General features: G+C 35.3%; 26 protein-coding genes. 16 read left to right on the forward strand and 10 right to left on the reverse strand.

Going from position 1 to position 25,892, the window contains the following annotated elements; genetic code table 11:
• Positions 1-147 precede the first annotated feature (147 nt).
• The 4 genes from AC570I_RS21680 (at position 148) to AC570I_RS21695 (ending at position 5,123) form a co-directional block, all read left to right on the forward strand.
• Positions 148-1,989, forward strand: coding sequence for a DEAD/DEAH box helicase family protein (locus AC570I_RS21680; RefSeq protein WP_497407158.1), 1,842 nt, complete (start codon positions 148-150; stop codon positions 1,987-1,989).
• 617 nt (positions 1,990-2,606) lie between these two features.
• Positions 2,607-3,122: a hypothetical protein gene (locus AC570I_RS21685; protein ID WP_497407159.1), complete on the forward strand. Its 516-nt coding sequence runs from the start codon at positions 2,607-2,609 to the stop codon at positions 3,120-3,122.
• A gap of 326 nt (positions 3,123-3,448) precedes the next feature.
• Complete coding sequence (locus AC570I_RS21690) at positions 3,449-4,468, forward strand: hypothetical protein (protein WP_497407160.1); 1,020 nt, start codon at positions 3,449-3,451, stop codon at positions 4,466-4,468.
• Positions 4,469-4,640: 172 nt separating this feature from the next.
• Positions 4,641-5,123 carry a hypothetical protein gene (locus AC570I_RS21695; protein WP_497407161.1) on the forward strand — a complete coding sequence of 161 codons (483 nt, stop codon included), beginning with the start codon at positions 4,641-4,643 and terminating at the stop codon, positions 5,121-5,123.
• Between the two features lie 524 nt (positions 5,124-5,647).
• On the opposite strand, the gene AC570I_RS21700 is transcribed toward AC570I_RS21695, so the two are convergent.
• Entirely contained in the window at positions 5,648-6,193 is a 546-nt protein-coding gene (locus tag AC570I_RS21700; protein WP_497407162.1) for a hypothetical protein, read from the reverse strand.
• Positions 6,194-6,386: 193 nt separating this feature from the next.
• Here AC570I_RS21700 and AC570I_RS21705 point away from each other — a divergent pair, with 193 nt between their 5' ends.
• Positions 6,387-6,902, forward strand: a complete 516-nt coding sequence (locus AC570I_RS21705) for a hypothetical protein (protein WP_497407163.1) — start codon at positions 6,387-6,389, stop codon at positions 6,900-6,902.
• 544 nt (positions 6,903-7,446) lie between these two features.
• Positions 7,447-8,415: an AbiH family protein gene (locus AC570I_RS21710; RefSeq protein WP_497407164.1), complete on the forward strand. Its 969-nt coding sequence runs from the start codon at positions 7,447-7,449 to the stop codon at positions 8,413-8,415.
• Between the two features lie 574 nt (positions 8,416-8,989).
• Here AC570I_RS21710 and AC570I_RS21715 read toward each other — a convergent pair.
• Positions 8,990-9,613, reverse strand: a complete 624-nt coding sequence (locus tag AC570I_RS21715) for a hypothetical protein (protein WP_497407165.1) — start codon at positions 9,611-9,613, stop codon at positions 8,990-8,992.
• Positions 9,614-9,889: 276 nt separating this feature from the next.
• On the opposite strand from AC570I_RS21715, the gene AC570I_RS21720 reads away from it, so the two are divergent.
• The 6 genes from AC570I_RS21720 to AC570I_RS21745 all read left to right on the forward strand — a co-directional run bounded on the left by AC570I_RS21720 (position 9,890) and on the right by AC570I_RS21745 (position 16,663).
• A complete protein-coding gene (locus tag AC570I_RS21720) occupies positions 9,890-10,828 on the forward strand; it encodes a hypothetical protein (protein ID WP_497407166.1) in 939 nt (312 codons plus the stop codon).
• A complete protein-coding gene (locus tag AC570I_RS21725) occupies positions 10,829-11,518 on the forward strand; it encodes a hypothetical protein (protein ID WP_497407167.1) in 690 nt (229 codons plus the stop codon).
• A 233-nt stretch (positions 11,519-11,751) separates the two neighbouring features.
• On the forward strand, positions 11,752-13,782 hold the full coding sequence (locus AC570I_RS21730) for a hypothetical protein (RefSeq protein ID WP_497407168.1): 2,031 nt from the start codon (positions 11,752-11,754) through the stop codon (positions 13,780-13,782).
• Between the two features lie 297 nt (positions 13,783-14,079).
• Positions 14,080-14,940: a hypothetical protein gene (locus AC570I_RS21735; RefSeq protein ID WP_497407169.1), complete on the forward strand. Its 861-nt coding sequence runs from the start codon at positions 14,080-14,082 to the stop codon at positions 14,938-14,940.
• 103 nt (positions 14,941-15,043) lie between these two features.
• On the forward strand, positions 15,044-15,931 hold the full coding sequence (locus AC570I_RS21740; protein ID WP_497407170.1) for a DUF4145 domain-containing protein: 888 nt from the start codon (positions 15,044-15,046) through the stop codon (positions 15,929-15,931).
• 270 nt (positions 15,932-16,201) lie between these two features.
• Positions 16,202-16,663: a JAB domain-containing protein gene (locus AC570I_RS21745; protein ID WP_497407171.1), complete on the forward strand. Its 462-nt coding sequence runs from the start codon at positions 16,202-16,204 to the stop codon at positions 16,661-16,663.
• A gap of 44 nt (positions 16,664-16,707) precedes the next feature.
• Here AC570I_RS21745 and AC570I_RS21750 read toward each other — a convergent pair whose 3' ends face one another.
• The 3 genes from AC570I_RS21750 to AC570I_RS21760 all read right to left on the reverse strand — a co-directional run bounded on the left by AC570I_RS21750 (position 16,708) and on the right by AC570I_RS21760 (position 20,317).
• Positions 16,708-18,027 carry a tyrosine-type recombinase/integrase gene (locus AC570I_RS21750; protein ID WP_497407172.1) on the reverse strand — a complete coding sequence of 440 codons (1,320 nt, stop codon included), beginning with the start codon at positions 18,025-18,027 and terminating at the stop codon, positions 16,708-16,710.
• A 111-nt stretch (positions 18,028-18,138) separates the two neighbouring features.
• Positions 18,139-19,125, reverse strand: a complete 987-nt coding sequence (locus tag AC570I_RS21755) for a gluconolaconase (protein ID WP_497407173.1) — start codon at positions 19,123-19,125, stop codon at positions 18,139-18,141.
• A 1-nt stretch (position 19,126) separates the two neighbouring features.
• Positions 19,127-20,317, reverse strand: coding sequence for a PQQ-dependent sugar dehydrogenase (locus AC570I_RS21760; protein ID WP_497407174.1), 1,191 nt, complete (start codon positions 20,315-20,317; stop codon positions 19,127-19,129).
• A 197-nt stretch (positions 20,318-20,514) separates the two neighbouring features.
• On the opposite strand from AC570I_RS21760, the gene AC570I_RS21765 reads away from it, so the two are divergent.
• From AC570I_RS21765 to AC570I_RS21780, 4 genes are all read left to right on the forward strand, one after another.
• Positions 20,515-20,772 carry a DUF3606 domain-containing protein gene (locus AC570I_RS21765; RefSeq protein ID WP_497407175.1) on the forward strand — a complete coding sequence of 86 codons (258 nt, stop codon included), beginning with the start codon at positions 20,515-20,517 and terminating at the stop codon, positions 20,770-20,772.
• An 8-nt stretch (positions 20,773-20,780) separates the two neighbouring features.
• Positions 20,781-21,557 carry a DNA-formamidopyrimidine glycosylase family protein gene (locus AC570I_RS21770; RefSeq protein WP_497407176.1) on the forward strand — a complete coding sequence of 259 codons (777 nt, stop codon included), beginning with the start codon at positions 20,781-20,783 and terminating at the stop codon, positions 21,555-21,557.
• 104 nt (positions 21,558-21,661) lie between these two features.
• On the forward strand, positions 21,662-22,123 hold the full coding sequence (locus AC570I_RS21775; RefSeq protein WP_497407177.1) for a helix-turn-helix domain-containing protein: 462 nt from the start codon (positions 21,662-21,664) through the stop codon (positions 22,121-22,123).
• 100 nt (positions 22,124-22,223) lie between these two features.
• Positions 22,224-22,727: a hypothetical protein gene (locus AC570I_RS21780; RefSeq protein ID WP_497407178.1), complete on the forward strand. Its 504-nt coding sequence runs from the start codon at positions 22,224-22,226 to the stop codon at positions 22,725-22,727.
• A gap of 64 nt (positions 22,728-22,791) precedes the next feature.
• Here AC570I_RS21780 and AC570I_RS21785 read toward each other — a convergent pair whose 3' ends face one another.
• From AC570I_RS21785 to AC570I_RS21805, 5 genes are all read right to left on the reverse strand, one after another.
• Positions 22,792-23,190 (reverse strand): response regulator transcription factor, encoded by a 399-nt coding sequence (locus AC570I_RS21785; RefSeq protein ID WP_497407179.1) that lies wholly within the window; start codon positions 23,188-23,190, stop codon positions 22,792-22,794.
• A 41-nt stretch (positions 23,191-23,231) separates the two neighbouring features.
• Entirely contained in the window at positions 23,232-23,465 is a 234-nt protein-coding gene (locus AC570I_RS21790; RefSeq protein ID WP_497407180.1) for a hypothetical protein, read from the reverse strand.
• 189 nt (positions 23,466-23,654) lie between these two features.
• Positions 23,655-23,840: a CsbD family protein gene (locus AC570I_RS21795; RefSeq protein WP_497407181.1), complete on the reverse strand. Its 186-nt coding sequence runs from the start codon at positions 23,838-23,840 to the stop codon at positions 23,655-23,657.
• Between the two features lie 121 nt (positions 23,841-23,961).
• Positions 23,962-25,077, reverse strand: a complete 1,116-nt coding sequence (locus AC570I_RS21800) for an AI-2E family transporter (RefSeq protein ID WP_497407182.1) — start codon at positions 25,075-25,077, stop codon at positions 23,962-23,964.
• Positions 25,078-25,215: 138 nt separating this feature from the next.
• Positions 25,216-25,794 carry a hypothetical protein gene (locus AC570I_RS21805; RefSeq protein WP_497407183.1) on the reverse strand — a complete coding sequence of 193 codons (579 nt, stop codon included), beginning with the start codon at positions 25,792-25,794 and terminating at the stop codon, positions 25,216-25,218.
• Positions 25,795-25,892 lie beyond the last annotated feature (98 nt).

Genomic DNA, 25,892 nt, shown 5'->3' on the forward strand with positions numbered 1-25,892 from the left:
TGCCTCATTTTTTTTTGCTTCATACTTCGTTGATAATCAAAGCTATAATAAGCATTTAAATCAAGCACTTCCGTTGTGCAAATTAGGCCTCTCATCTTAAGAATCTTTGCAGTAGAAAGGGAGAAAAAACCACCCTAAATGAAGAGCATGGCAAGATTATTTAAATCTCAATACCACATTAAAACTGAAGTTGATACAGCAAAAACAACTTATACATTTGAGCTAAGTAAAGACCAGTATTTAACAGATGTGTTTACAGAGTTGCCATCAAATGCAATAATTAATAAAGGAAGATGTGGCATTGGCGGGACGTTCCTAGAGATAAACAACAAAGATAGAAACTCAATAATCGTGGTGCCGACGAACGCAATCATTGATAACAAATGCTTTGCAGAAGATGGAAAGTTAAAACCTAACCATTATGTGGTAAGGGGAAAGGCTGTTGATTTCAAACCACAGCTACTAAGAGATTTCATGAACGGAAAGGATTACAAGAAGATATTCTGCACTCCAGAATCATTGAGAAAGATAGTAAAATCTGGATTTCCTCTAAATGAACTCTATAGTAAATGGTTCATTCTGTTTGATGAAACGCACACGGCAATAACTGAAGCTTACAGAAAGAGAATGTTAGATGCATTTAATTTCGTTTTTAATTTCACTAATAAAGCATTTATTAGCGCAACACCTTTTAGATTTTCTGCACCACAACTGAAGACGTTTGACGTATATGATATACAATTTTCAGAGAAACTAGGGCTTGTTGAGGTTATGTCAACTAAAACCGTAAATGACTGCCTTCATTATCTGCTGATCAACCCTAATATGTTTCCTAATAGAGTCCACATATTTCTTAATACAGTGAATGGAATAGCTGGAGCAATTAGAATGGCAAACCTCGAAGATTGCAGCATTTTCTGTAAGGATGATAAGGTTAACCAAGAAAAGCTTGATGAGGTTAGAGTTTATTTCAAAGATATTCCAATGGAGGATACCTTTTCAAAATTCAACTTCTACACTACCAAGTACTTTGAAGGATGGGATTTATGGGACGATAATGCTACAATGATTATTGTGTCTGATTACAACAGCCTAACCTTGAAGACTGGCATTTCAAACAAATGTGTTCAGGCAGTTGGGAGAAACCGCATGGAATCAAACCGTATTATACATATCTCAAATGATAGGTCAGTTGAAGAGTTTAAACCGTTTAATCAATTGCAAGCGGATTTATTTTATACCGCGAATGATGTAATTCATCATTACAACTCGCACTTAATTAAAACTAAAGAAGCTAGTGTAAAAATGGATGACGATATTAAAGCCGCAATCGATAAGTACGCTGATACCGATGAATCAACATGGATCGCGACTCTAAATCATTATAAAGTTGATAGATTAATCAATGCTGATTATTGCAATCAAGAATACAACCATGTAAACTTTATAAAGGAAGCTTGGGAGAGCGCCTATTATTCAGTAATAATAAATGAAATAAAAATCCCCATTATACCTCAATTCAATAAAAACCTAAAAGAATCGCTCAAGGTACAGAAGGTTGTTGAATTTTTGAATTCTTTAAAAGAGGTTAGGGACGAATCGTTCAAAAATTATTCAAGCTTAGAGCGCTCATTGCCAATCGAGTTAAGTTATATAGTGGAATATTACGATGAGATTGGAGCAGAAGTCATGAGGAAAGAACAATATAATATGAGCAAACTGCGTAAATATTTCGTTCGTTCCAGGAACAAGAAAGCCATGAAGAAAGTCGCCTTTGACCTATACAACATAATTGGTAATCAACCTATTGAAACCGATCCTTTAAAGGAACATCTATTAGATCTATATAAACGGCATAATGTATTTGATGAAAATTTTGCAAGCGATAGAACACCCAAGGTAAATGCGAATAAGATAAAATCAATGTTCTCAGATGTTAAGCCCACAAAGTTACATGACAAGCATGTTTGGCGGATTGATGCCTTCTAAGTGTTTTATCCAATTTCCAGTTAAGTCTTTAGATTTCCTTTATATAGGGATTCAACAGAATTTGCTCATTATTTTGGAATGGGTATTTGAGCCCAGCATATAGCGCCTGTAATGGAAAGTATTAAGTATAATTGGCGCTATAATGATAACAAATTGCATCATCGCGCCTATAATATTTTTTTTTATTTTGTATTTTACTACTTGCATATAACATTATATGAGGCGATTTCCCGAAGCCTCTATTACCACAAACCCCCGCATTCGTTCAGTTGGGAGATTAAAAGTATTTACACTTCTACCTCTGTAACTCCAATTCTAAGAATCAAAAGAAGTGGTAACCAAGCTCGCCACCTTTGAAACTAAAATCGAGACATCGTAATCTAGATAAATCGAATCGCAGATTACTAATCCGAACCGACAGATTTACCACCTAATCAGATTTAGAAAGGTTTGAGGCAATATTCTTCCATAACAATACTAATTATTTAGAATCAATAAAATCACAAAGCATCGCTCTAAAAGCGGTGCTTTTCTATTATACACCAATTTAACATGAATGCTTCCAACCGGAAGCATTCTTCATTTAACCAAAGTTTCACATTTAAAAATCTATTAAGATGCAAGCAAGAACAAAGACTGCAAAGGCAGCGCTACCTCAGACACAATTTGTTGTTATAAACGAACAGCAAGTTTTAGTAAACACAGAAGTACAAAAAGCATACAATCTAATCGTTGATGCAGCAACTGAACAATTACGAAAGTTCGATTTGGCAAAGTACAGAACCTATGCAACGGTTGATCACGTAAAGAACGAATACAAAAGCAACATGATTTTAGAACATCTAAATTACTTCTGGAACATTACCTTGTCCAATAGTAAGGATGGTCGATCATTTATTTTTATAGATCTTGGTCAGGAAGCATTGCAGCGTTTCGGTTCAGGACTTACAAACCAATTTTTAAGGAAAGCCTATGAAATTACCCAATCGCATGATAACACTGGTGGTATTGAATACGCATTACGAGTGAACTTTCAAGAAGCAGATCAGTTGCATAACTTCTTTTATCGCAGGGTTGCAGAGGGGGAGAACAACTATGTTTCCATTGCTACAGTTGATAAACTAGAATCATAAAATATGGCGCAGAAATGCGCCTTATTTAAATCTCGTTATTATCTTTACAACTAAATCAACTCCATAAGATATTGACATAATAAGAAGTAAATACTAATTAACATATTTAAGATATAGCGTAAGCTATCAGTTCTTGTCTAAGGAATCGGCAAAATTACAAAGACAACAAGAGCAGATAAGTTCACGCCTGTGCATAAAGCGCAGGTGCTGGCTTGTTTGTTGTTGTCGGGTTTTTTGCCGAACCTCTTAGACGCAGACATAGCTCAGTCCTGCGCTTTATGCATCAAGATCAATCGAGAGGACTATCGAAACTTAACTCTCAATCAATGACAGACGAAATACTTAAATCGTTTTCCACTACCCATTTCCCATTCTCTACTAATTCAAAGCTTAGTGTCAAAGTTATTACCGATCTTCTAGATAGAACCAATGATTTTAGTAAGGATGGTGATCGAAACAACTTTACTCACTTATACATAGTCAAACTAAAATCAACAATAAAGAATGGCAATACCAGAACAAATACCTATAAGCTAAATGATCAAGTGATATTTGTTTACGAACAACAGCAGGGAGATCACCTGATTGAAAGGTTTAACATTGTATTTCCCAACGAGCAACGCAATTATGAAACGTTAATTAACTTACTTAAAAAAGACGCAAAGTTAGAATCTGTTGATTCAGCAGCCAATACATTTGTGACAAGGATTGATCAAATAACAACACCTAAGTTTGAACTAGCAGATAAATTTAATCCGGTTTACACAGGGCAGGGAGATACACTTTCTAATAGAAGTTCAGGAATAGTTTATACGGAGGGCTCCCAAATACAGTCCTATGGAAATTCAGTTGGATTTACCAACCGCTACAAGCATTTAGGCATCGGCCAAATGAAGATTGTGATACAACCGCCTAGCAATGGCTCAATGTCAATTGGAATCACGTTAAGCAACGTGTTTAACCACATCGCTGAAGCACGAAACAAGATAAGTATATTTATAAAACAGCTATACAGAGATAGTGGTGTAAATGCTGAGATTCGAACATCTGAGGATATAATCGTTATCAACTTCAATGATAGTCAACTGGTGGCGAATTCAATCGAATATCATAAGATATTAAACATCAAGTCTAAATTATCAGTTAACCAATCAAGATCGCTTTCCGCATATTCATATGATGACTTCTTACAAGCGAAGGAATGGAAGCAAGCTTTGATAAAACAGTTCTTCGAAGATTGTAAAAGTTTGGATGCTACCTTAATTGGAAATTGTATAGATTGTGGGATAGCTAAAATTGAATATACAATTGGAGGTGAGAGAATTTGTACGGTTAAGTTAATATAGCTCACAGATCATGCAATTCGTTTTAATTATAATTACGGTGCTGTCATTCAGCTTCGTAAATCACTGTTATAAACAACGCAATTACGACCAAAGTTCATTTGTAATCTCAATCATCATTTCAATTGCGATGATTGGGATTACGATGAGTTTCGTCAAGTAAATACATGACATTATGAACGACAAAGAAAAACTATTAAGCTTCCTTAATAAAGCAAAGGAGGACTATGAAGCGAGCATAAAGATATCTAAAAAGATATTCAATAAGAAAAAGCGATATAAAGCATTAAATACTGATGGTGGCCTATCAAACTACTTTGAACGAACATTTAATTTTACAAATGCTGTGTTTGAACATTTAATCAAGTTTAAACCAACTGCAATAGACTCTAAACTTTCAAAAGACAGATTTTGGTTTAAGGTTAACAGAAAAGAAGGCTTTACAGGAAGATTGATGGTTATCAATCAAGCAATAGATTATTATAACGATTTACCTGAAAGAGAAGTGCCATTCATGTTAATAGCAGGGGATTTTAGTGAAATTAATGCTTACATAGCAGTTGAACAGGGTTCTGGAGATCCATACGCAATCGCTATCTATAATTATATTAATCAGAACTATGATGAATATTTGGAGGGAACATTGGATAAAGGCTAGATCCTTTTTAGCTGGTTTTCTTATCATATGGTAAGAAAATACCCCTTTAGAATCTATCCTCAACTTTGGTGCGTTTATGGCTCTTTGTACTAAACAAATGAGAATAGGAAAGATACTAAGCGTAAATGCTTCCGAGGGAAGAGGATTTATAGAGGATGAGAATGAACAAGAAATTGCATTCTGTCTGAAAGGATTAAACCAACCAGTTCATATCAATGACACCGTAATGTTTGAAATTGATTAAGCAACTACGGATTGACAGCGACCAATCTAATCATATCATAACTGAAAAGAGCCACCGAAGTGGCTCTTACTATCTACTTAGTTTTAATAGGAAATTGCTCCTGTTTCTCTCTCCTTACTGGAGATGGCGGGGGAGGTGGTGGTTTTGGTTTCTGATCTTTAGCCATATTATTTATGTGGTTTAGTTGGTGGTGGGGTTGGTCTTATTGTTGGGAGATTTCTTTCTCTTCTTACAGGACTAGATGGTGGTGGGGGGTGGTGGAGCCTTAGTTTTAGATATACTATATTGATTTAATAAAACAAATTAAAATCAGAAGTGCAAGACCAACACTCAATGATATGCAGATTGACATCTTTGCATAGTACAGCGCATTGCTACGCCTGTCATTAACGGAGGTGTTATTGGTGTTGCAGTCCAAGTACCAATGAATAACTTTGTTTTTTAGGTTATCAAGCAGACTCTCCTCGTAAGAATCAGCATAATGTTCTTTAGTATATTCTTCTAGGGCTTTGTAATCAGTATTATAAACCGTATCGCTATCTGGAAATGAAAAATAGTATCGTTTAAAACCGAAATAAACGATAAAAAGAAGTACCAATGTTGTAACCAAAGAAAATAGCAAAAGAATTACCAATATCCACTTTATTGTTAACAAAGAGCAATTGATCCCCTGTAATGATGAATCGCTAACAACGAAATAAGCTCCAGCGAAAAGGGCAGATAAAATAGTAATGCCTAAAGAGGTTTCAAAGTCGTCTTTACGCTTTTGCTCATAATCAAATTTATCTTTTAATAATGAAATGATGTAATCTTTACTATTATCCATGACACTAAAATACAAAACGTATAATACTGTTAGACTGCTAATTATTAACATTTGGTTGCTTTCACTGAACTAATTAACTACCTATTTAAAGATGCTAGCATACTACAATCCTTGCGAAACCTATATATATTATATAACTTAAATACTTTAAATGATTCTTATCAAATGATACATCCCAGTATGACCAATTATTATGTATTTGTTTCATGACTTGATTTTAATAGGCGAAATAGTCCTTCAAACTAAAATTGCTTTTAGAGCATCGGAGAGATTGCAGGATACTCATGAGCATTTTGACAATGTTGAGACATGGTGTTCTATTCAATCTATTCTTGTCGCAGCAGGAAACGTATCTAAAATCCTATGGCCACGATTAAAATATAAAGCCCGAGGCGAAAGGTTAAGACAGATACTAAAAGTTGTAAGCGACAATCCTCTTTCAAGCCGTGAGTTTCGGAATCACTTTGAACATTATGATGAACGTGTCGAAGAATGGTTTTCCGATAACTCTAAGGGAGTATACACAGATTTATCAATGAACCCTCATTTTAACAGCGGACTGTACGGTCACATTCCAGAATTCACGCATAGAGGTTATAACTCTTTTAATAACACCGTGGTGTTTCATGATGAAATACTCGATCTCAACGAGTTACTTCATGCATTGAAAGATATTTATAACAATTGCAAACCGTTCACATTAACTTAGTAATCATTTTATTCATGCATCCTAAATCCATTCCTCTCTCCAAAGGGTGGCTTAAGCGGAGAAAGGAATGGCTTAGTCTTTATATCAGTGGTTCAGCAGCAGACAGCTTTCTTTTAAGTTTCTGCGGCTACTTTTAATCAGTGATGGATCGGTTGAGGCAGTGCTCACGTTATCAGGAAGATCGGTATTCGGCGAGGTTAATGCCACTTAAAACACACGCCATAGCTACGCTTTGTCATGGTTTTAATTTTGGCAAAGCAGTCGCCTCATGAATGCTTTCTCTATCTTTATCTAGGATTTGCTTCGCTGCATCCTGGATAAATCTAATCGCATTCCACTTTTCAGCTCACCTGCGCAATCGAAAACGCTGCACGATCGTCATGATACTTGATACAAGTATCTCGCCAATCGCTTGTGTAAAAACATAGATCGAATCCCGTTGCGGTGCAACTGCTGATTCTCACACATTTTCTCAGTTCGCAGGCGGTGAGCATTTAATAAGTTTTTATATTTGACAATCATATAATTAACGCCTAAATAATAAATGAATATATTATTTATAATTGGAAATGGATTTGACATAAACTTGGGTCTAAAAACACGATATTTAGATTTCTACAATTATTATAAACACCAAAAATCGGATGATGTACTTGTAAATAAGCTGAAAGAAGATATTAATTTAGACCTCGAGAATTGGTCGGATTTGGAACTTGCATTTGGAATATTTACAAAGAATTTAAATGATATCAATGAATTCGACAGAGTTTACGAGGATATAGTTAATAACCTTTGTGATTATTTGGAAGCTGAAGAGTTGAAATTTGAGCTTAAAGATGCAGATACCAGTAAATTATTGATCGATTTATATACCCCAGAATCATCGTTAGCACAAGGCTATAAAGAAGAGTTAATCAATTTCAAGCAACAGTTTGGAACCGCAACATGGAAGGTCGATGTTATTACACTTAACTATACCCGAACACTGGAGAAAATTCTTGATGGTAAATTTCCTAGCACTTATATAGGCTCACATACGCATGGTAAGGTGAAGTTTGGTGATATTCAACACATCCATGGATATACTGATGATAGGACAATTTTAGGCGTCAATGACGAATCACAACTTGGAAAGATTGATTTTAGAACGAATCGGGAGATTTTAGAGGCACTAATTAAATCAGTCGGGAATCAGACTCAGCAGCATCTTGTGGACAGAAAATGTGTGAATTATATCAATGCTGCAGATATTATATGCATTTTCGGATCTTCTTTAGGAGAAACTGACAATTATCTATGGGTTCAAATTGGTGAACAACTTAAGAGGGGCTTTAGGCTAATAATATTCAAGAAAGGTGAAAAAATAACACAACGATTTGGGCACAAACCAGCAAGATCTCAAAGAGCTATAAAAAAGCTATTTCTGGACAAAACTAATTTGACAGAAGAGGAGAAATTACAGGTTGAGAGTAAAATTTATGTCGCACTGAACACGGAGATGTTTACACTATAAACTACGAACCATAAATTAATCTATTAATTTAATAGCGATTAAGAATCTTTAAATTTGAATCTTCCTGCAATGGTCATTGCTCTATACCTGGCTAGGCGCGGAAAGCTATAGCTGTGTCCACGGAATATTTATCATCGTTTGAATATGTTTAGAGATAAGTTTCCAGTACCTCACTTCAAAAGCCCAAGCGTTGCGATATAACGCATCACGTATATCTGTTAAATTTGAAACTTTAATAGAACTCTCAAATGGCACTTCATCGAAATAAATATAATGAGGTTCATTGCTCTTGCTAAATGATATATACAATGGGTTGTTTCTTAAATTCCAATAGTCGTAATAACTACAGCCAGATATAACCTTTGTTTCAAAACACTTTCTTTCTAATGACATACTGCTTTTAAAAGTTCAGGATAAAACAGAGTTTTAAATATAACATTAATTCATTTCAATTAGGCTGTCTTTAATGATCACTTGTATAAAATCATAAATGGAATACCATTGCTTGGCTACTGATAATTCTCAAACTATTTTTTAGTTCGCAACGTTTCGCATTCCTATGCGAGCCTTTATGCTACTGCTTATTTTTTCTCTCAATAATCCGTAATTTGTTTAATAAGTCTGACGTGAGTGTTTCTAACTTATCCTTTGGCAGGCTGGTAATATATGGTGTCTTATCATTTTGAATTCTAGCGTCCAATACTGCTTTAACATTACTGCAAGAAATAGGAGAAATTATATTAACGACTTGTGTCATTAAGTTAATACAATCCTTTGCAAACTTGAATTCAGAGACGTTTTGAGGTACTTTGTACTTTTGTAAGTTGCCATATAAATCAACACTTCTGTCATTATTTCGAAGATTATGAGTACAAACGTTATTCCTGTAATTCTTTATATCTGAGAATCTACGGATTTCCTTTTTGATCAAGTTATAATACGAATTAAATGCTTTACTCACCTGATTAGGTAATGATGGATTAAAGTAATTATGAAGTTCGTCCAAATAGCTATTTATTAAAATTACTCCGTGCTCATAGGTTAATTGGTGTAAAGGGCTAACTACGTCTAATGAAACATTATATAACGCCAACTTAGTTAGCGCTTCAAAGTAATTATTGAGTTTGTCATTAATTACGTTTAGAATATGAATACTTTCATCTAAGTATGAAATTGGTGCCGGTTGTCTATCAAACATATGATTTAAAGATATAATAAATACGCTTCACGACCTAAATAAGTATTAAAGCAGTTAAAAAGCATAAATGCGAAATTTAAGTTTCTTTATTATGAAATCTTTCAATTATTGGTTTTGATTTGTTGAAATAAGTCTATAACTTAGATTTTTACAACTCGAATACATACACTCTCATCTATGTTACATACAATCTCTTATTATTCATTAGCAGTTCGTTATCAATACGATACAATACGTTAAATTCTTATCTAATCGCGAAGACTACATCAATCAATAATGGCTAATGAACTAAAAATCAGAATAGTAAAGGACTCAAAGGGAAATAAGCTTTCGTTAGCTTCTATTCCAATTGAGGCTGTGGAGTCACTCAAAATATTCCTTGACTCATTTACCACATTGGCTAATCTATATGATAATCCATCAGACTTTAAAGTGTCTATTACTGAGGGTTCTGTTGAAAGTAATTTTATAGCTCCAACTAATAGTAAAGAATTTAGTCAAGACATCAAAGATATTATCGATGGCAAACTAGCAGATGTCAATAAAATTAAAGCCTTTCGATCAATACAGGATAAGATAAAGAAAAATGGACTAGACTATGAAGTATTTTGGAAAATCAACAATAAAACTAGTGACTTAACACAAGTATTTAAAGGCTCGAACTTTCCTTATAAAAGACATAAGAATGTGAACTCATCTGAGATAGTATTTTTGAAAGGGGGGTTGTTTGATGCAGGTGGAAAGACTATATCTAATCTTCACATTGAGGCGAATAATGAAGAATTCACTATTGGATGTTCACGGGAAGAAATATTGGAGATAAATCAATTCATGTATAGTGTTATTTATATTTCTGCAATTAAAACAACCAAATTTAACCAAAGACCATCTTATACATTAGTAGATTACTACTTAAGTTCAAAAGAGCAATTAAGCATTGAGAATTTTTATAAATCAATTGTGAAGGATGACAGTCTTAGTAAATATGATTCAATTTACGATAAACTACAAACTTTGCTTGAGTATCGGGATATTAAAGCCATTGAATATCTGATTAACATATTTAATAACCCCTTTACAGAACGCGGAATTTTAAGGACAGTATTAATGACATTAAAGCCATATATAAAGACTAAAGAGTTAAAAGGGTTAATGAGAAGTTATGAAAGTTTATCCGCTACGCTTAGAGCAGAAAGTTTAAATAATCGAATATAGATGCAAATTCACGACTCTCTTTCAAGATTTAATGATCACGATCTACCTAAAAATTTCGTATCTATTGCTGTACAGATCGATCCTACGGATTATGAACCCAAACATGCTGGAATATTAATAAGATATAATTCTGTAAATTATCTTCATCATTATCCTGGGGGCAGTCCCCCATTAGTTGAAAATGATTTCGATGAATCTGGTTGGTATATTTATAAAATAGTAGATTCATTTAATTTCAATGACGCTTCAGATATAGCATCTTTTCTTCAATACTGCAGAAGAGTTTGTAAAAATTCAAGTATTACCTATTCATATATAGCGGATGGCTCTTCATATAACCAAGCAGGGGACTTTGCAAGTAAACAAGGATTACCAGAATTTGGAACCTGTGTTGGGTTTTGTCTCAACACACTTCAGGGTGGAATGATTGACATAGATTCTACGATTTTGGAATTGTCCGAATGGGATGAAAGTAAAGTTGATGTAAATATTGATCATTGGGCACAAAGCAAGGTAATGGTTAAGTATCCCGATTTGAATTGGGATCTATATAATGCATTTAAAAAACGCATAACCCCCCTCGAATATCTTTGTTCAGCATATTTTAGTGCCTTTCCGATATCAAAAAATGATATCTCAATAATTTCCAAGCAAGTACTTGAGGAAATCAGATTAATTTATCAGAATTAGACAAAGAAATATTTATTCTGACATATTCAGATTATTTGATTGACGGCTAATTACAATTTGTAATCTGGTAATATTTTATCATATTCTATGATAGTTTGAAATAATTATTCAGATGCTCACCTTGATTAAAAGATTTTAACGAAAAAGCGCATCAGATATTGACGATTCCTATTTGCCTTTCTACTTTCAATTTAAAGATGTTAATCTATAATTTTAACGAACTAAAAAAAAATATGCCTCAATTAAAAGATGAAAATAGAGTGCTCGCATCACTAGCTGTTTTTAGAGAACTATACAATTCCGAAAAGGATGTTTATGGTGTTATTGCCGTATTTCTAGCTGACATCATAAAAAATGATAACTTATACAGCTTCAGTGCTGCTGAAATAACAGCTAAACTCAATACCACTTTTGAGTTTGAAATACCAGATGCAGCAGTCAAAACGTCACTTGGTCGACTTCCATATCTGGAGAAAAAGCAAGGCAGTTATATAGTTACAGATAGATCAAACATTAATACACAAGTATTTGATGACAAAAGACAAACCATTCAGTCTAATAATGAAAACATTATTGAAGATGTGTTCAAGTTTATTGAGAATGAAAAGAAACTAATTCTGACAGATAAAGAAAAAGAAAAAGTTTCTCATTCATTTTGTTGCTTCTTACTTGATATAAATAATGGGGATGAATTTATTGAATACATAACCTCTTATATCCTTAAAAAGGAAGCTGATTTTGAATTTAAGCGTCAATTAAATCTAATCAGAGAAGGAGTAATACTATATACTGGTATAAAATATAATAATAATATTAATGATTTTGGAAATTGGAGAACCGAGATAACGATATTTATAGATACAGAAATTTTATTCCATATCGCTGGATTTAATGGCGAACTTTATCAGAAACTTGCTGTCGATTTTTTAAATTATGTTCGCGAAATAAATTTAAAAGCTCAAAAAAAACTTATTAAACTAAAATATTTTGATGAAGTAAAAGATGATATTGAAGGTTTTTTTACTAAAGCGAGATACTTAATTGAAGGTAATGAAAAACCATATCCGAATATCACAGCAATGGTTTCAATTGTAAACGGATGTCAAACAGCTGGAGATGTTTTAGGAAAAAAATCGGATTTCTACACTTTACTGAAATCTTACAGTATTGAACACGACAACTTTAATGAATATTTTAGCGCAGATAATCATATATACAATATTGTTAGCCAAGATATAATTGATTCTGTAAGTAAGGAAATAGATAGAGATGCCGAACCATTTTTAAGATTTTTAAATTTTGTATCTATTCGTAGACGTGAAGCGAATTCCAAAAATTTTGAAAATATCGGCTACATACTTCTGACTGGCAACTCGACAACAATAAAGGTTGCATGGAACGACCTCATGAAAGAGCAGGGTTTCGTCCCTTTGGCGACACATTTAAGTTTTCTAACTAACAAATTTTGGTTTAAGCTTAATAAGGGATTTGGCAAAAATTCGTTACCAACCACTTTTGATATAATTACTAAATCACAGATTGTATTATCGAAAGTTTTAAATGACAGTGTGGGCGAAAAATATACCGAGCTTCAGAAAGATTATAATAGCGGAAAGTTAACTGAGGACCAAGCAAAAGCTAGAATTATTGATCTTAGAAATCAAGTTCGGAAACCTGAAGAAATAAAAAATGACATTGTAAATGACGTACTTAATACAATCACAGAAGATAACTTAGAGAAATTCATTCAAGAACAAGCACACTTAAAAGTCAAGTCCGAGCAACAACAAGAGGATAATGTAAAACTACAGAAAGAACTTGACGTGAAGAAAGATGTGGAAAAACAGTTGTTAGCAGCGAAAGACGATTTGCTTCAGGATAAGATCAATATCAAAACAATACTCGAAAGGCAGCAGAAACCCCTTGATGCAAAAGCGAGACGGAAGTATAACATCCTAAAAATTTTAATCGGAACAATATTTGTCGTTTATTATGTCATTTTAATTTCCTCAATTTTCTATTTTTCATGGAATATAGTGGAGCAGTATACTTTCATTCTCGGTTTAATACCAATTATAGTTTCGTTCATATATTTTATGATAACTGAGCAGACAATAAATCCACTTAAATATCTAAAAATCAAAAAAGAAAACTACTATACTGAAATTTATAAAGAATTTAACTTTGACTTACAGAAATTAAATGATAATGAAGAAGCCATCAAAAAGTTACAATCCGAAATTGAATCGATAAAAAATCGATAGCCGATAGTTTCCATGAAAGATTTTATGAATGAAACATTCCAATTTCAATTAGGGCAAATATCAGATATATGGAATTACTACATTTTAAAGTATAAATGCTGTTCTGACAAATTAAATTTAAAGGAAGCAATTGAAACAAATTATTTCGGGGATATCTTAGGATATTTCAGTGATGTTGTGGACATCGTATTTGTTACCAAGCCGAAAGTTTCCTCATTTGAAGAAAAATTCGCATTTACAATTAGCTTTTTGCAAGCACTTTATGTACAGTAAGATTTTGTTGAAGAAATGTTGAATTTGTTTCAAACGAAATATAATAAAAAGCACTTAAAGGAAGATACGTTGTACAGTATCAACAGAGATATAAGAAATGAAATTGTCGGACACCCTATAAGAAAACATCATGGTAAACTTATTTCATCAACCCTCTTTAGTTACGAAACCAGTGCAACTGAATTAAAGTATTTGCGTTACCATAAAGACAATAATTTTAAATTTGAAATCATGTCTTTCCAGATATTGGAGATCCAAGATCGGCATAGGTTATTTCTCGAAAAGTATTTTGCGATAATTATAGACAAACTAAACACGGTTGTTAATAAATATATCAGAGAGTTGGCAAATTTGGAAAAGGTTCTCTTGAAAAAGGATTTTCAAAATATTCTAAAGCTTACGCGTGTATATTTTGAAGATATTTTCGGTTCCGATTTTCTATATGATGAAGAGTCGCTATTAAAAATCTATAGCCGTAAAGAAGAGCATTTTCGCTACCAAAATCTTATCAATAAGTTTATTCAAGAGTTAAAAGAGTCCATAGATGAAAAGAAAAACTTTGCTCAAGACATATTTCGCGAAAAGCCAGAAAGAAAAGCAATAAAATCATCCGATTTACCAAAAATAGAAATGGTTTTTCTCAAAGCAGACGATGAAGCCATTAACAAAGCGCCTCTAAAAGAGACTTATCATTATGAAATTGGAAAGCTTGCTACCAAAAGAGATCCAAGAGACTTCGAATTCTTTGGCGGCACTCTAAGGAGAAAATGTGCAAATAACAAAGTTGTAATGGATGAAATGGATCATATGGAAGCGCACTTTTGGAATGACATCGAGTATTATTCAGCACTTAGACTAATTTGCTTAGAGTTAGGAGAAGAATGAGGTTAACAAGACAGTTTTTTATCATAGTTATACCATAATTATTTAGTTTCCTGTATTGATTTAAATGGAATCAAAAGAGGCACAATAAAGCAACAACAAAGAAATGGATAAGAAATACTTTTGCGGAAAATGTAAAGGCTTAAGAAACCACAAAAAGGTTTTCGAAATAAAAAAGTCAGGGGAAGAAGGGTTTGGGGCATTTCAATGGATAGAAAAGTATTTGGTAATCGAATGTTCTGGATGCGAACATATATCTTTTCAAAAAACTTATGGAGATAGCTCAATGATTGACTATAACGAGAAGGGCGATCCTGAATATTACGAGGATAATGAGATATATCCTTATCACTTGCAATCTGGCTTTACATTACAACACCTTCACCTATTACCTGAGAAAATTTCACACATCTATAAGGAAACTATAAGTGCTTTGAAAGCAGATGCTTTTTTACTAACTGCTGGTGGCTTTAGAGCAGTTATTGAAGCAGTTTGCAACCACTTAAAAATTAAAAAAGCAAATCTTGAAGACCGAATAAATCTACTCCATACAAAAGGTCATTTATCTTTAGCTGAATCGAAAAGACTCCATGCGATAAGATTCCTAGGGAATGATGCACTTCATGAAATTGAAATTCCTAAAAAAGACCATCTTTATCTCTTATTAGAAATAGTTAACCATTTATTAACAAATCTTTTTATCAATGATAAAATAATTGAAGGTAAATTGGATACTGTGTTAGATGACTATGAGAGCTTCATCAGGCTTATACAAAACCTAATAAAAAAGGACATGATTGGAAGTGAAATGGAACTGGACAAATTTCTGGGAAAATCGAAAAGGCTTTTCTCTAAACAGAATCTAATAGCCTTTGAGAGCAAAATGTTCGATGAAATAGAAGAAGGAAATATAACCTACTTAGAGATTACAAACCTTGAACATAAAAAAATGAAGATAATTAGCGAGCCTGAGTTAAGCTTTTTCCCTTTTTAAATTACTCCATCAATTTATTGTGTGAAGGTTTAAAGAATAAAACAGGACACTTTTTATTTGTGATTATACCATAGATAATTATTGTCCTAAAATATTTGAAATACCATTAACTATAATTAATAATTGCACAAATTTAAGCTTTAATCTGCTGAAGCGTCCAAGAACTTCCCGCATAAAACGCTCAATCCCAACACACAGGCTATTTATTCGTTTGCTTCTTGGACTTGATTGATTAAAGCTTGCCATCGTACCATAATTAATTTAAATAGTATGGTACAGAAACAAACCTCATTTAAAGTGGCTGAAGTTGAAGTAAGCTACAAATCAAATTACAACATTATCGAACGACCAAAAATCAATAGTTCAAAGGATGCCTACCGATTATTGATGCAGCATTGGAACATTGGTAAAATTGAACTTTTAGAAGAATTTAAAGTGATTCTCCTGAACACAAGCAACCGAGTTTTAGGAATTGTTGATATATCAGTTGGTGGAGTATCTGGAACATTAGTTGATCCTAAAATTATCTTCGCTGTGGCATTAAAAACCAATAGCAGTAAATTAATACTCAGCCATAACCACCCTAGCGGAAATCTCACACCTAGTGAGGCAGATAAAAGGTTAACACAAAAATTAAAAGAGGGAGGTAAACTCTTGGATATAGAGGTCTGTGATCACATTATCGTTACCAATCACAATTATTTTAGTTTTGCAGATGAATGTATGATGTAAAATATAATTGCCCTGGTTGAAAGATCAACTAGGGCAATTAACAATCAGATGAAAGGAATCTCTTTCTGATCAATCTTAATAAACTTAGTAAGTTCACGAAGATAAGTTTCAGTTTGACTTATGCTTCCATGTCGATTAGCTTTCATAATCTCTGCCACTGACCAGTTAGCTAAGTACTTATTAATATTTGATTTATGCTTAATACTATATAGGGTATAACCTTTATTATCTAAATTTAATTGTTTCAAGCATAACATAAAGCGATAATAGGGGGTATTCTCGCCAACGGCAACCTTGCCACCAACCGTTGAGCCAGAGGAAAATAGATAATGATCCAAAGGGAGAGTTCCAATATTATGCTCTTTCAAAACCATTTCAAAGTTAGGAGTAATCTTAACTGTATCAGTTTGTTTATTCTTAGAGATGGTTGAGGGAATCGTAATTATACCACTATTTAAATCAATCATGCTGATCTTCAATTGGCGTAATTCCTTAGGTCTGATACATGTGTAATATAAAGATTTCACGAATAATTCGCAGAACTTGTCCTTTGCAGCTAGGTAATCCATAATCGATTTTAGATCTGAATCTGTAAATACTTTGTGCAATTCAGAACTTGTTGAAGCCTTCAACCTTGGAACTGACTTGATAGGATTTAAATCAATGTATTTTAATGATACCATGTGTTTCAAGAAAGCACCTAATGCTTGTTGCGCTGCATTATATGTCCTTTCACTCCACGAATTAGCAGTTTGTTGATCTTTAAGGAATTTAGTAATCTTAAAATCTGTTATTTGATTTATCTTCAGATTTGGAAAAGCATCTGCAAAGTACTTAAGTTTGCTTTTATATGTTTGTATTGACTTCTTACGAAGTTTAATATCATTTAGGTGGTGCAAGTAAACTTCCACTGCTTCACGTATAGATATGCTAATTACATCATTTCTCAACTTTACATTGGCATCTTCATTAAATGGATGGTAACCTTCTTCAAGTAATTGAGTTATTGATTTTAAGATTGTTTGGGCTCTCGATTCTTTATCTCTTACACTTTCGCTTTGATTTATATCTCGTCTTAATTTAACACGTTTATTTACTATATCAAGAGATGTATCTGTAAAATAATATTCAATATACCAATCTTGCAGCAAAGCCTCTTCCGCTTTGGTAAGTCGTTTACCAGTTTTATTAATGGCTTTACCTTTTCTAAGGACTGGTTGTGTAAAGGAGGTACTCATAATCGCAAATTTCGTGTTTTGATTTGAATTCGTCCGTGTCAAGTCCGTGAGTAAGTTGCCTTTTGTCGCAAGTGTCTCATTATCATTATGATTAATATTTGGAATGGATAATCCGATATTCTCCACCACTAAATTGTATTGATAGACAGTAGATTATCTGTCTATCAATACAATTTTTCCAAAAGTCTGTCCTGACTTCTCGAAGCACATCAAAAATTTATAGGACAGCAGACCTTATTATTTATCTTTAGGTTTCGGAACAGGTTTGAATACCGCTTTCTGGATAGCAAACTGTTTCGCCGGAACCGAGTTGCTATCTACAAGCTCATTGAAGCGGGCATTCATTACCCATACCTGGTTACCATTGAGTGTTGCTGTAGCTGGATAGCTAAAACGGTCTGCAATCAAGGTGGTCGCCGAAAGTTTTGAAGTCTTCCATTCATCATTCGTTGAAAGTTTAAATATTTTATCGTTTCCACCATTTATCACAATCGTTAACGAGTCTGGCGCATTTAACAGCAAACCGTCTGCACCAAGAAAGAACTGGTCAGATTTGATCAGTTCTACGTTTTTTGGATTGCTTAACGGTACCTTGTAGAGCATCCCTGTAGCGCTGTTATCCACAATTAGAAATCCAGCAGAGTGAAATGCGATGCCATTGATGCCAACCCCTTCAGTTACAAATTTCTCATCGCTTACCAACAGGGTGGCTTTTGCTGCTGCATCAATTTTATATATGGCATGGGCAAAACTATCGGTGATGTAAGCATTGCCTGCAACATCAAATGTCAAGTCATTAGGGAAATGCTTTCCGGGCTTTAAATCGGCAAGGTTGATATCAGATAGCTTCCTGCCAGTCTCCAAATCAATGATTAACAAACGTGCCATTTTTGCTCTCGTGTCCGGAGAAGTAAATTTACTGTAATTCGCATCCCCTACACAAACGTACAGCCTTTTCCCATCAGGGTGCACTTTCATTCCGTAAGAAGATTTAAGGCTGTTGTCGGTATACAGGGTAGAATAAATTCCAGCAGGAGATACCTTTCCGATTGTGCCCAGCCTTGCCGAAGAAACGTAATAAAGGTTTCTTTGCTTATCAAAAGCCACCCCCTCCGGATAGGTGTCTTCTGCGGTAAAATTAATACGTTCGGAAGGGTTTGGTTGAATTACCCTGCAGCCTGTAACCAACAACGCTGCGATGGCTATATAGTGATGTTTTTTCATGTTATTGTTTGTTTTGTTTGATTGAGTAGATCACTCCATTTGCATCATCCGAAACATAGATTACGCCCTCCGGGGTAATGGTTATGCCAGCAGGTCTGCCAAAGCGATTGTTGCCCTTTAAAAACCCCGTCAAAAAATCCTCCGCACCTACAGCGGTGCCGTTGTTGAATCTTATACGCTGTACTTTGAAACCTACTGCTTTTTTGGCATTCCATGAACCATGCCAGGCCACAAGGCCATCACCGTTATATCCGGCGGGAATATTGGTCTGGTCCTTAAAAAACACGAAGGCGATAGGCGCCATGTGAGCCGTTAGTTCAAGAACGGAGGGCACCGTTGTTTTCACCACTGCTTCTTTTATATCACCGGCAGGATCCTCACGGCTTTGATCTACTTCCTGTTTTCCATACGCAAAAGGAAATCCATAGTTTCCGCCTTTAACAATGCGGTTAACCTCTTCAGGTGGCCAGGTACTTCCTTTTCCATCCCCACCATTGTCTACGCCCCACATTTCACCTGTTTTGGGATGGAAATCAAATCCAATTGTATTCCTCAAGCCACTGGCAAATATGGTGCGTTTCCACGTTTTAGGATCAATCTGCAGCATGGTTCCTGCTTCCTTATCAGTTTCCTTACAATCGTTACATAAGGTTCCAACCGATAGATACAGCATTCCGTCGGGGCCAAAAGTCATCGTACGGTTAGGGTGCTGTCCACCATTGGGCAAATCGCTGATCAACAATTCCATTGCGCCAAGTGTGCCGTCGGGCTTTAGCGGATATCTTCGCAGCTGAGTGTTGTTACATAAATAGAGATAGTTGTCTTTCATCGTAATCCCGTGAACGCCTTTAAAATCAGAAAGCACGGTCTTGATTTCATCGAATTTATCGTCGCCATCCTTATCGATCAGCATCAATACATCACCACCGTCACGGCGGGTAACGTACAAGCTGCCCTTTGGCCCGGGATAGAGCATCCTTGGCCGCCCCAAGCCTACTGCTGCTGCATCAACGTGCCATCCGTCGGGAACTTTCAATAGGTTTACCATTTCCGGGAGAAAATCAAGGTGTTGAGGATAATTGGTAACCATTATGGTTTTGGTGCCCTGCTTTGGGGGCAATCCTCTCTGTGCGCTTACATTTGAAAAAAACGCAGAGAGCAAGGTAATCGATAGCAGTAATTTTGTTTTCATATTAGATCAGTTAACTTTTTTGATAACATGATCTCTTGCAGGATAGTTTATGGGATAACTACGCGTTTTGATGCGGTAATTTACGTAGTTGATGGTTATTATTAATTGGAAAAGTATATCCATATGGCTGATCCGGATTTTATTACTAATGGTCGTCGATTTACAGAACTTAACCTGAGCCAAACTGTTTTAAACATATGGAAGAGAACCAAAATCAAAACATGGGTGAAGTGCCAGATCCAGATGAGATCAGAGAAAGATACCCTATTGAAGATGATGCTGATACATTGGAGCCTTTCGATGATGAGTCGGAACATCGTGAAATCAATGCGGATGACCCAAAGGATTTAGCCTACTGGGCAGCGCAATTTCAAATCGATGTAAACTCACTTAAAGGTGCAATAGCGCTCAATGGCAACTCCATAAGGGAAATCAAAAAATATTTAAGCGTATAAAAAAAGTCATGGCCGAACTACCCGATCTTACCGTATTTGCCAGTACCCTAAACCATAAGTTTAAAGGTAAAAAATTAGAAAAGCTTGACGTAGTTGTAGCTAAAAAGATTAATGTGTCATCTGCTGAGCTAAAAAGCAAGCTGGAAGGACAAAAATTGGAGAAAGTGGCACGTGTAGGGAAAACTTTACAATTTCATTTTGGAAAAAGCAATATCCTGGGCTTACATCTGATGCTGCGGGGAGAGTTGAGAGAAATCCATGAAGATGATGAGACTCCTAAACATTCCATATTAATTTTTCATTTCACCGGCAAAAATACATTTGCGGTAATTGATACGCTGAAGCAGGCTACCCCGACATTAAATCCTGCAGAAAATAAGGTGCCAGATGCACTGGAGATCAGCGAGGGCGACTTTCTCACTCTGCTGTCAAAAAGATCAAAGAAGATTAAGGAAGTGCTCATGGATCAGAAAGCCATCCGCGGCATCGGCAATTCTTATGCTGATGAAATTCTTTGGGCAGCGCGTATCTCCCCATTTTCAATAGCGAAATCGATTCCAGAGAATGTGGCAAAGCAACTATTGGCAACCATTACAGAGGTATTAAGCGAAGCCATTAGAGATATCAAAAAAGAAAACAAAGATGAGCTTCGCGGAGAGCTGCGCGATTTCATGAAAATTCACGGGTCTAAGATTGAAAGGTCGCCCACAGGAAAGCTGATTAAATCAGAAACCATCGGGGGTAGAACTGCATATTTTACTTTGGAGCAAAAGCTTTATCAATAAGGCTACTAATCAAAGAAGACCATTCCTCCCTAAGCAAAGCTGCGTAGTTAGTTTATCATCATTTTAACAGAACTTACCCTAAACCAAACTGTTCTATGGTTAACATGAACATTATACAACATATCAATCTATTAAAAAGTCACATTGGAAGTAAACAATTGGATAAACTTGAAGCGGGAGCGCTCAGGCATAAAGAACAGTCAAATATTGAATTTTCAATAACAGCCGTTGACGATACTACCATTCAGGTTTCGACAGTACAAAATGAGACCTCATCAGGTAAATATGCAAGCGAGGCGACATTATTGAAACGCACGCAGGATCTTTTTAAAAAACAGATGCCTGGATATGAGATAGTGGTATCTGCCGAGACAAAGCTTCCTTCGCCCGCACAATTGGTAAATGTGCCGTGGATCGAAAATAAGATGAAGGAAAAAGGAATCAGAATAAAACAAATAGCATTCGATACCGGAATTGATCGGGAAAGTATAGCGGATTGGGTTACCGGTAAACGGGCAATGAGTCAGATCGTAAAAGCAATGTTCTATTTTTACCTTATTAAATGATCAGTAAAATATCATCACGATGTAAATGAAGGCGTAACTTTTTTCAATCAGGCAAATATTTGAAGTCAGGGTTAATTATTAAATTTTAAATATATATTATATGAGAAATTATCTAATCAAAACAGTTGGTGCCACTATAGCGGGTACAACAGTGATGACCTTATCGAGTGCACTAATGTCGCTCGGGGAACAGGATTTTCGTGAACCTAAACATTTGCGCAGACTCGTTGGCAGACTTCTGCCAACCCTGTCAAGCGAAACAAAAACTTTAATTGGATGGGCGGGTCATTACGCACTGGGAATGGCTTTTTCTTTAATATATGTGATGTTGTGGGAAAAAAAGCTGCTAAAACCTTCGGTCGGCTCAGCCATTCTATTAGGGCTGGCCAGTAGCGCAGTTGGAATTGGCATCTGGAAAACAACATTCAAGCTTCATCCCTTTACACCTTTTATGGATTATAAAAGATTCTACCTACAGCGTATACCGGCTCACCTGGTTTTTGCCTCTTTTGCCACAGTTGGTTATGTTCTAACTAAAAAATATCTCGATAATCGTCCCTCTAACGTTGCTGAGAACCCCACACGGAATAAACTCCTGCGCTAGATGCTACAGCTGGCAGGGCTAATCCAAAGTGATGCAAGGGTATTTACCCTTACCTTTCAAACGATTAAGCAGAATTTTCGATTTGCGAACGTACTTTGCCTAGAAAAAAATCCATGTCAAACGGCTTTTGAATAAAACTTTCAGCACCGCACCCATTTTTAACTTCTTCAACACTGGCATGAGCACTCATAATGATAATAGGGGCATTTGCTAAACTACTTTCTTCCTTTAACCTTCCGCAAACATCCAGTCCTGAACCGTCTGGTAGCATTACATCAAGGATAAATAGATCTGGTATTTCTTTCATATCGCGCTGCATGAAATCGTGTACGTTTGCAAAGGAAACGACCGTATAATTTTCAGATTCAAGCATCCTCGTAACTACTTCTCTAATGTCTTTATCGTCTTCTAAAACAAAAATTTTCCCCATAAAAGCTTTAAAATATAAGTGAAATATTTTCACTTAACTATTTGATTCTGATGCATTTTAATTAGCAATTGCTTCTACAAGTTTACAACCAGGCGTTCGTCTGCATGATCCATTGTTAGCCAAAACACTAGACATCCATAAATATTAGCTCCTCCATCGGTGACTTCATACCCTTCGTGAGCTAATACCCTCAGGTTCAAATGTTCTGAACTTCCTGTGAACATCACTTTTGCTTTCGAATAAAACATCTTTTTCGAATTTTTAACATCAGCCCAGGTAAATAGTTTTAAGATTATTAACAAAGTCACCTTAATCCGGGTTTGACCAAGTAATTTTATAGCAAAAAACGATTTTAACTGACTACGCAGGATGGGGATTTATGTGACGATTATTGGTAACTCAACCAATTTGAAAATAGTTTAATTTTCAAGTTCTAAATTAATGTAAATAAAAAGCCCTTTTCTTTTTAGAAAAGGGCCTTAAACTGATATTGTATTCTATAATGATTTTAACCAATCTACCACTTCTTCTCTGGTTTTCCCGGTTTTAGTCTGGAGCCTTCCATACAACTCATCATCTTTACCTTCTTCATGTTTCAAATCATCGTCAGTAAGATCACCATATACTTGCTTTACTTTACCTTTAAGCTCGTTCCACTTTCCTTTTAATTCTAACTTATCCATTTTATTATTATTTTAAGTAAATGATATCTTATAAACAACGTGGAATTTTATATGTTTTTAGCGTTGCAAATAATTTGATTCCTGAATGCTATAATTCCCATTGAGCATAAATAGTTGTATATTATTCAGTCACCAGTTTTTTCTTTGGGCTAAGTTTCTTCGCAAGTCTATTTTGCTTTTTTTCCTCATCGCCCAGAATGATTCCCCATGGTTTCATGCTTTCTACGCGATCGAATATTATTTTCAGCACGGCAATTACCGGGATAGATAAAAACATACCGGATATTCCCCAGACCATTTCACCGATTATTACGCCCAGTACCGTGATAAGTGCGTTGATCCGAACTTTCGAACCCACTACCAGTGGCAATATGACGTTGCTGTCAATTAAATGAACGATAATGAGGGTTACAATTACCAAGATGACTTTCGAAAGTATCGTTGCCGTAGCAAATGTGATGAGTGTACTTAGTATAAGTGCCACAAATATCCCGATATAAGGTATGATATTAAGTATGCCTGTAATAAGACCTAAAAGTATAGCGTATTTAATTCCCAAAAACCAGAATACAATGCTTACAACGGTTGCCACTATTGCCATTTCAATAAGCAATCCAATGATGTATTTCCGGATGATGTACTGCACCTGTTCAATAATATCATATACCATTTTTTTATTTTCTTCTAAAAATACTGATACAAGAAATTTCATGATCAGGGTGCGGTACAGTAAAAAGAAGAAAGTATAGATAAAGGTAAATACCAGAAACAGCAAAATAGAGGAAAGCGATAGTACCGTAGCGCCAACAACAGTGGTGCTGGAAGCCAGGGCTTTGCTGGTTGCTGAATGCACATAGTTGAGCTGTTTAGCCGCGTCAATATGAAAACGGTTATCTATCCACTTTTGCAGATTCTGACCAGTAATGTTGAGCTGGGCACGGAACTGGGGCCAGTCATTTGCAAGGTCAGTTAGCTGCGAGCCTATCACGTAAAGTACAAGTCCAATTGCACCTAACATCAGGATTACCGATAGCATTGAGGCGGCGCTTCTTGGTAACTTTAACCGGTATTCGAAGAAAGATGCCATAGGCAATAGCAGGATGGAAAACAAACAGGAAAATATGAGTGGTGATAAAATTTCCTTAGCTATGATCACCAGATAGCCAACAGCAATCAGACTTACCAGTACGCACATCGTTTTTACGTAGAATGGTTTTTGCGCAAATTTAATATCCATTTTTAATTGTTTTAGATTATTGATTTGTTTGCCTCGTACCGGAATGCGGGAATGTCACAAACCGCTTAACTGCCCTTAAATAATCTGAAAAAAAAATGCTGTTACTTTTGGGTAACAGCATTTTTAGTTTTCGGCCGCTTATTTAATATCGCCTTTAACTTTGTTTGCAGTTCGTTGACCTGGTAAATAGATCTGGAAGCCGAAAGACAGATTAAGATTACTTTGTGTTGTAGCACTACCGAAACCTACCAGTCCGTTATACTTAAGTAATGTTTCCAAACCGATATTGGGAGTTACGAAATAAGCAAATCCTGGTCCTACACTTAAGTTAATACCGTTGGTGTTACCACCACCTTTACTCACATTTACACCACCTATGCCTGCGGTTGCTTCAGCAAAGAAACGGCCGTGACGTAGCACTTCAGTGTCTTTGCCTGCATAATACCGTCCCAACGCACCAACGCCATAACTGGTAGTGGTGTTGGAATTTTTGGCTGTTTCCAAACCAAAGTTTACATAGGCGCCCAGTGCTACGTTGTCCTGTATAAACCATGCAGCTTTCGGTGTAATATCCACGCTGAAGATTTTAGGGTCATCTAGTCCCAAGTTGATATTGCTTAGATTTCCACCTACCAATACGTTACCTTTTTGGATTTGTGCATTTGCAGCAAACACCGTAGTTGCCGCAATAATTACTGTTGCTAAAAATTTTTTCATGATTGATGATAATTGGATTAATATAAAGTAAACTCAACACGACGGTTTTCTTGACGACCAGCTGCAGTTTTGTTAGTTGCAATTGGTTGATCAGGTCC

This window comes from Pedobacter sp. A2324 (assembly GCF_059693705.1).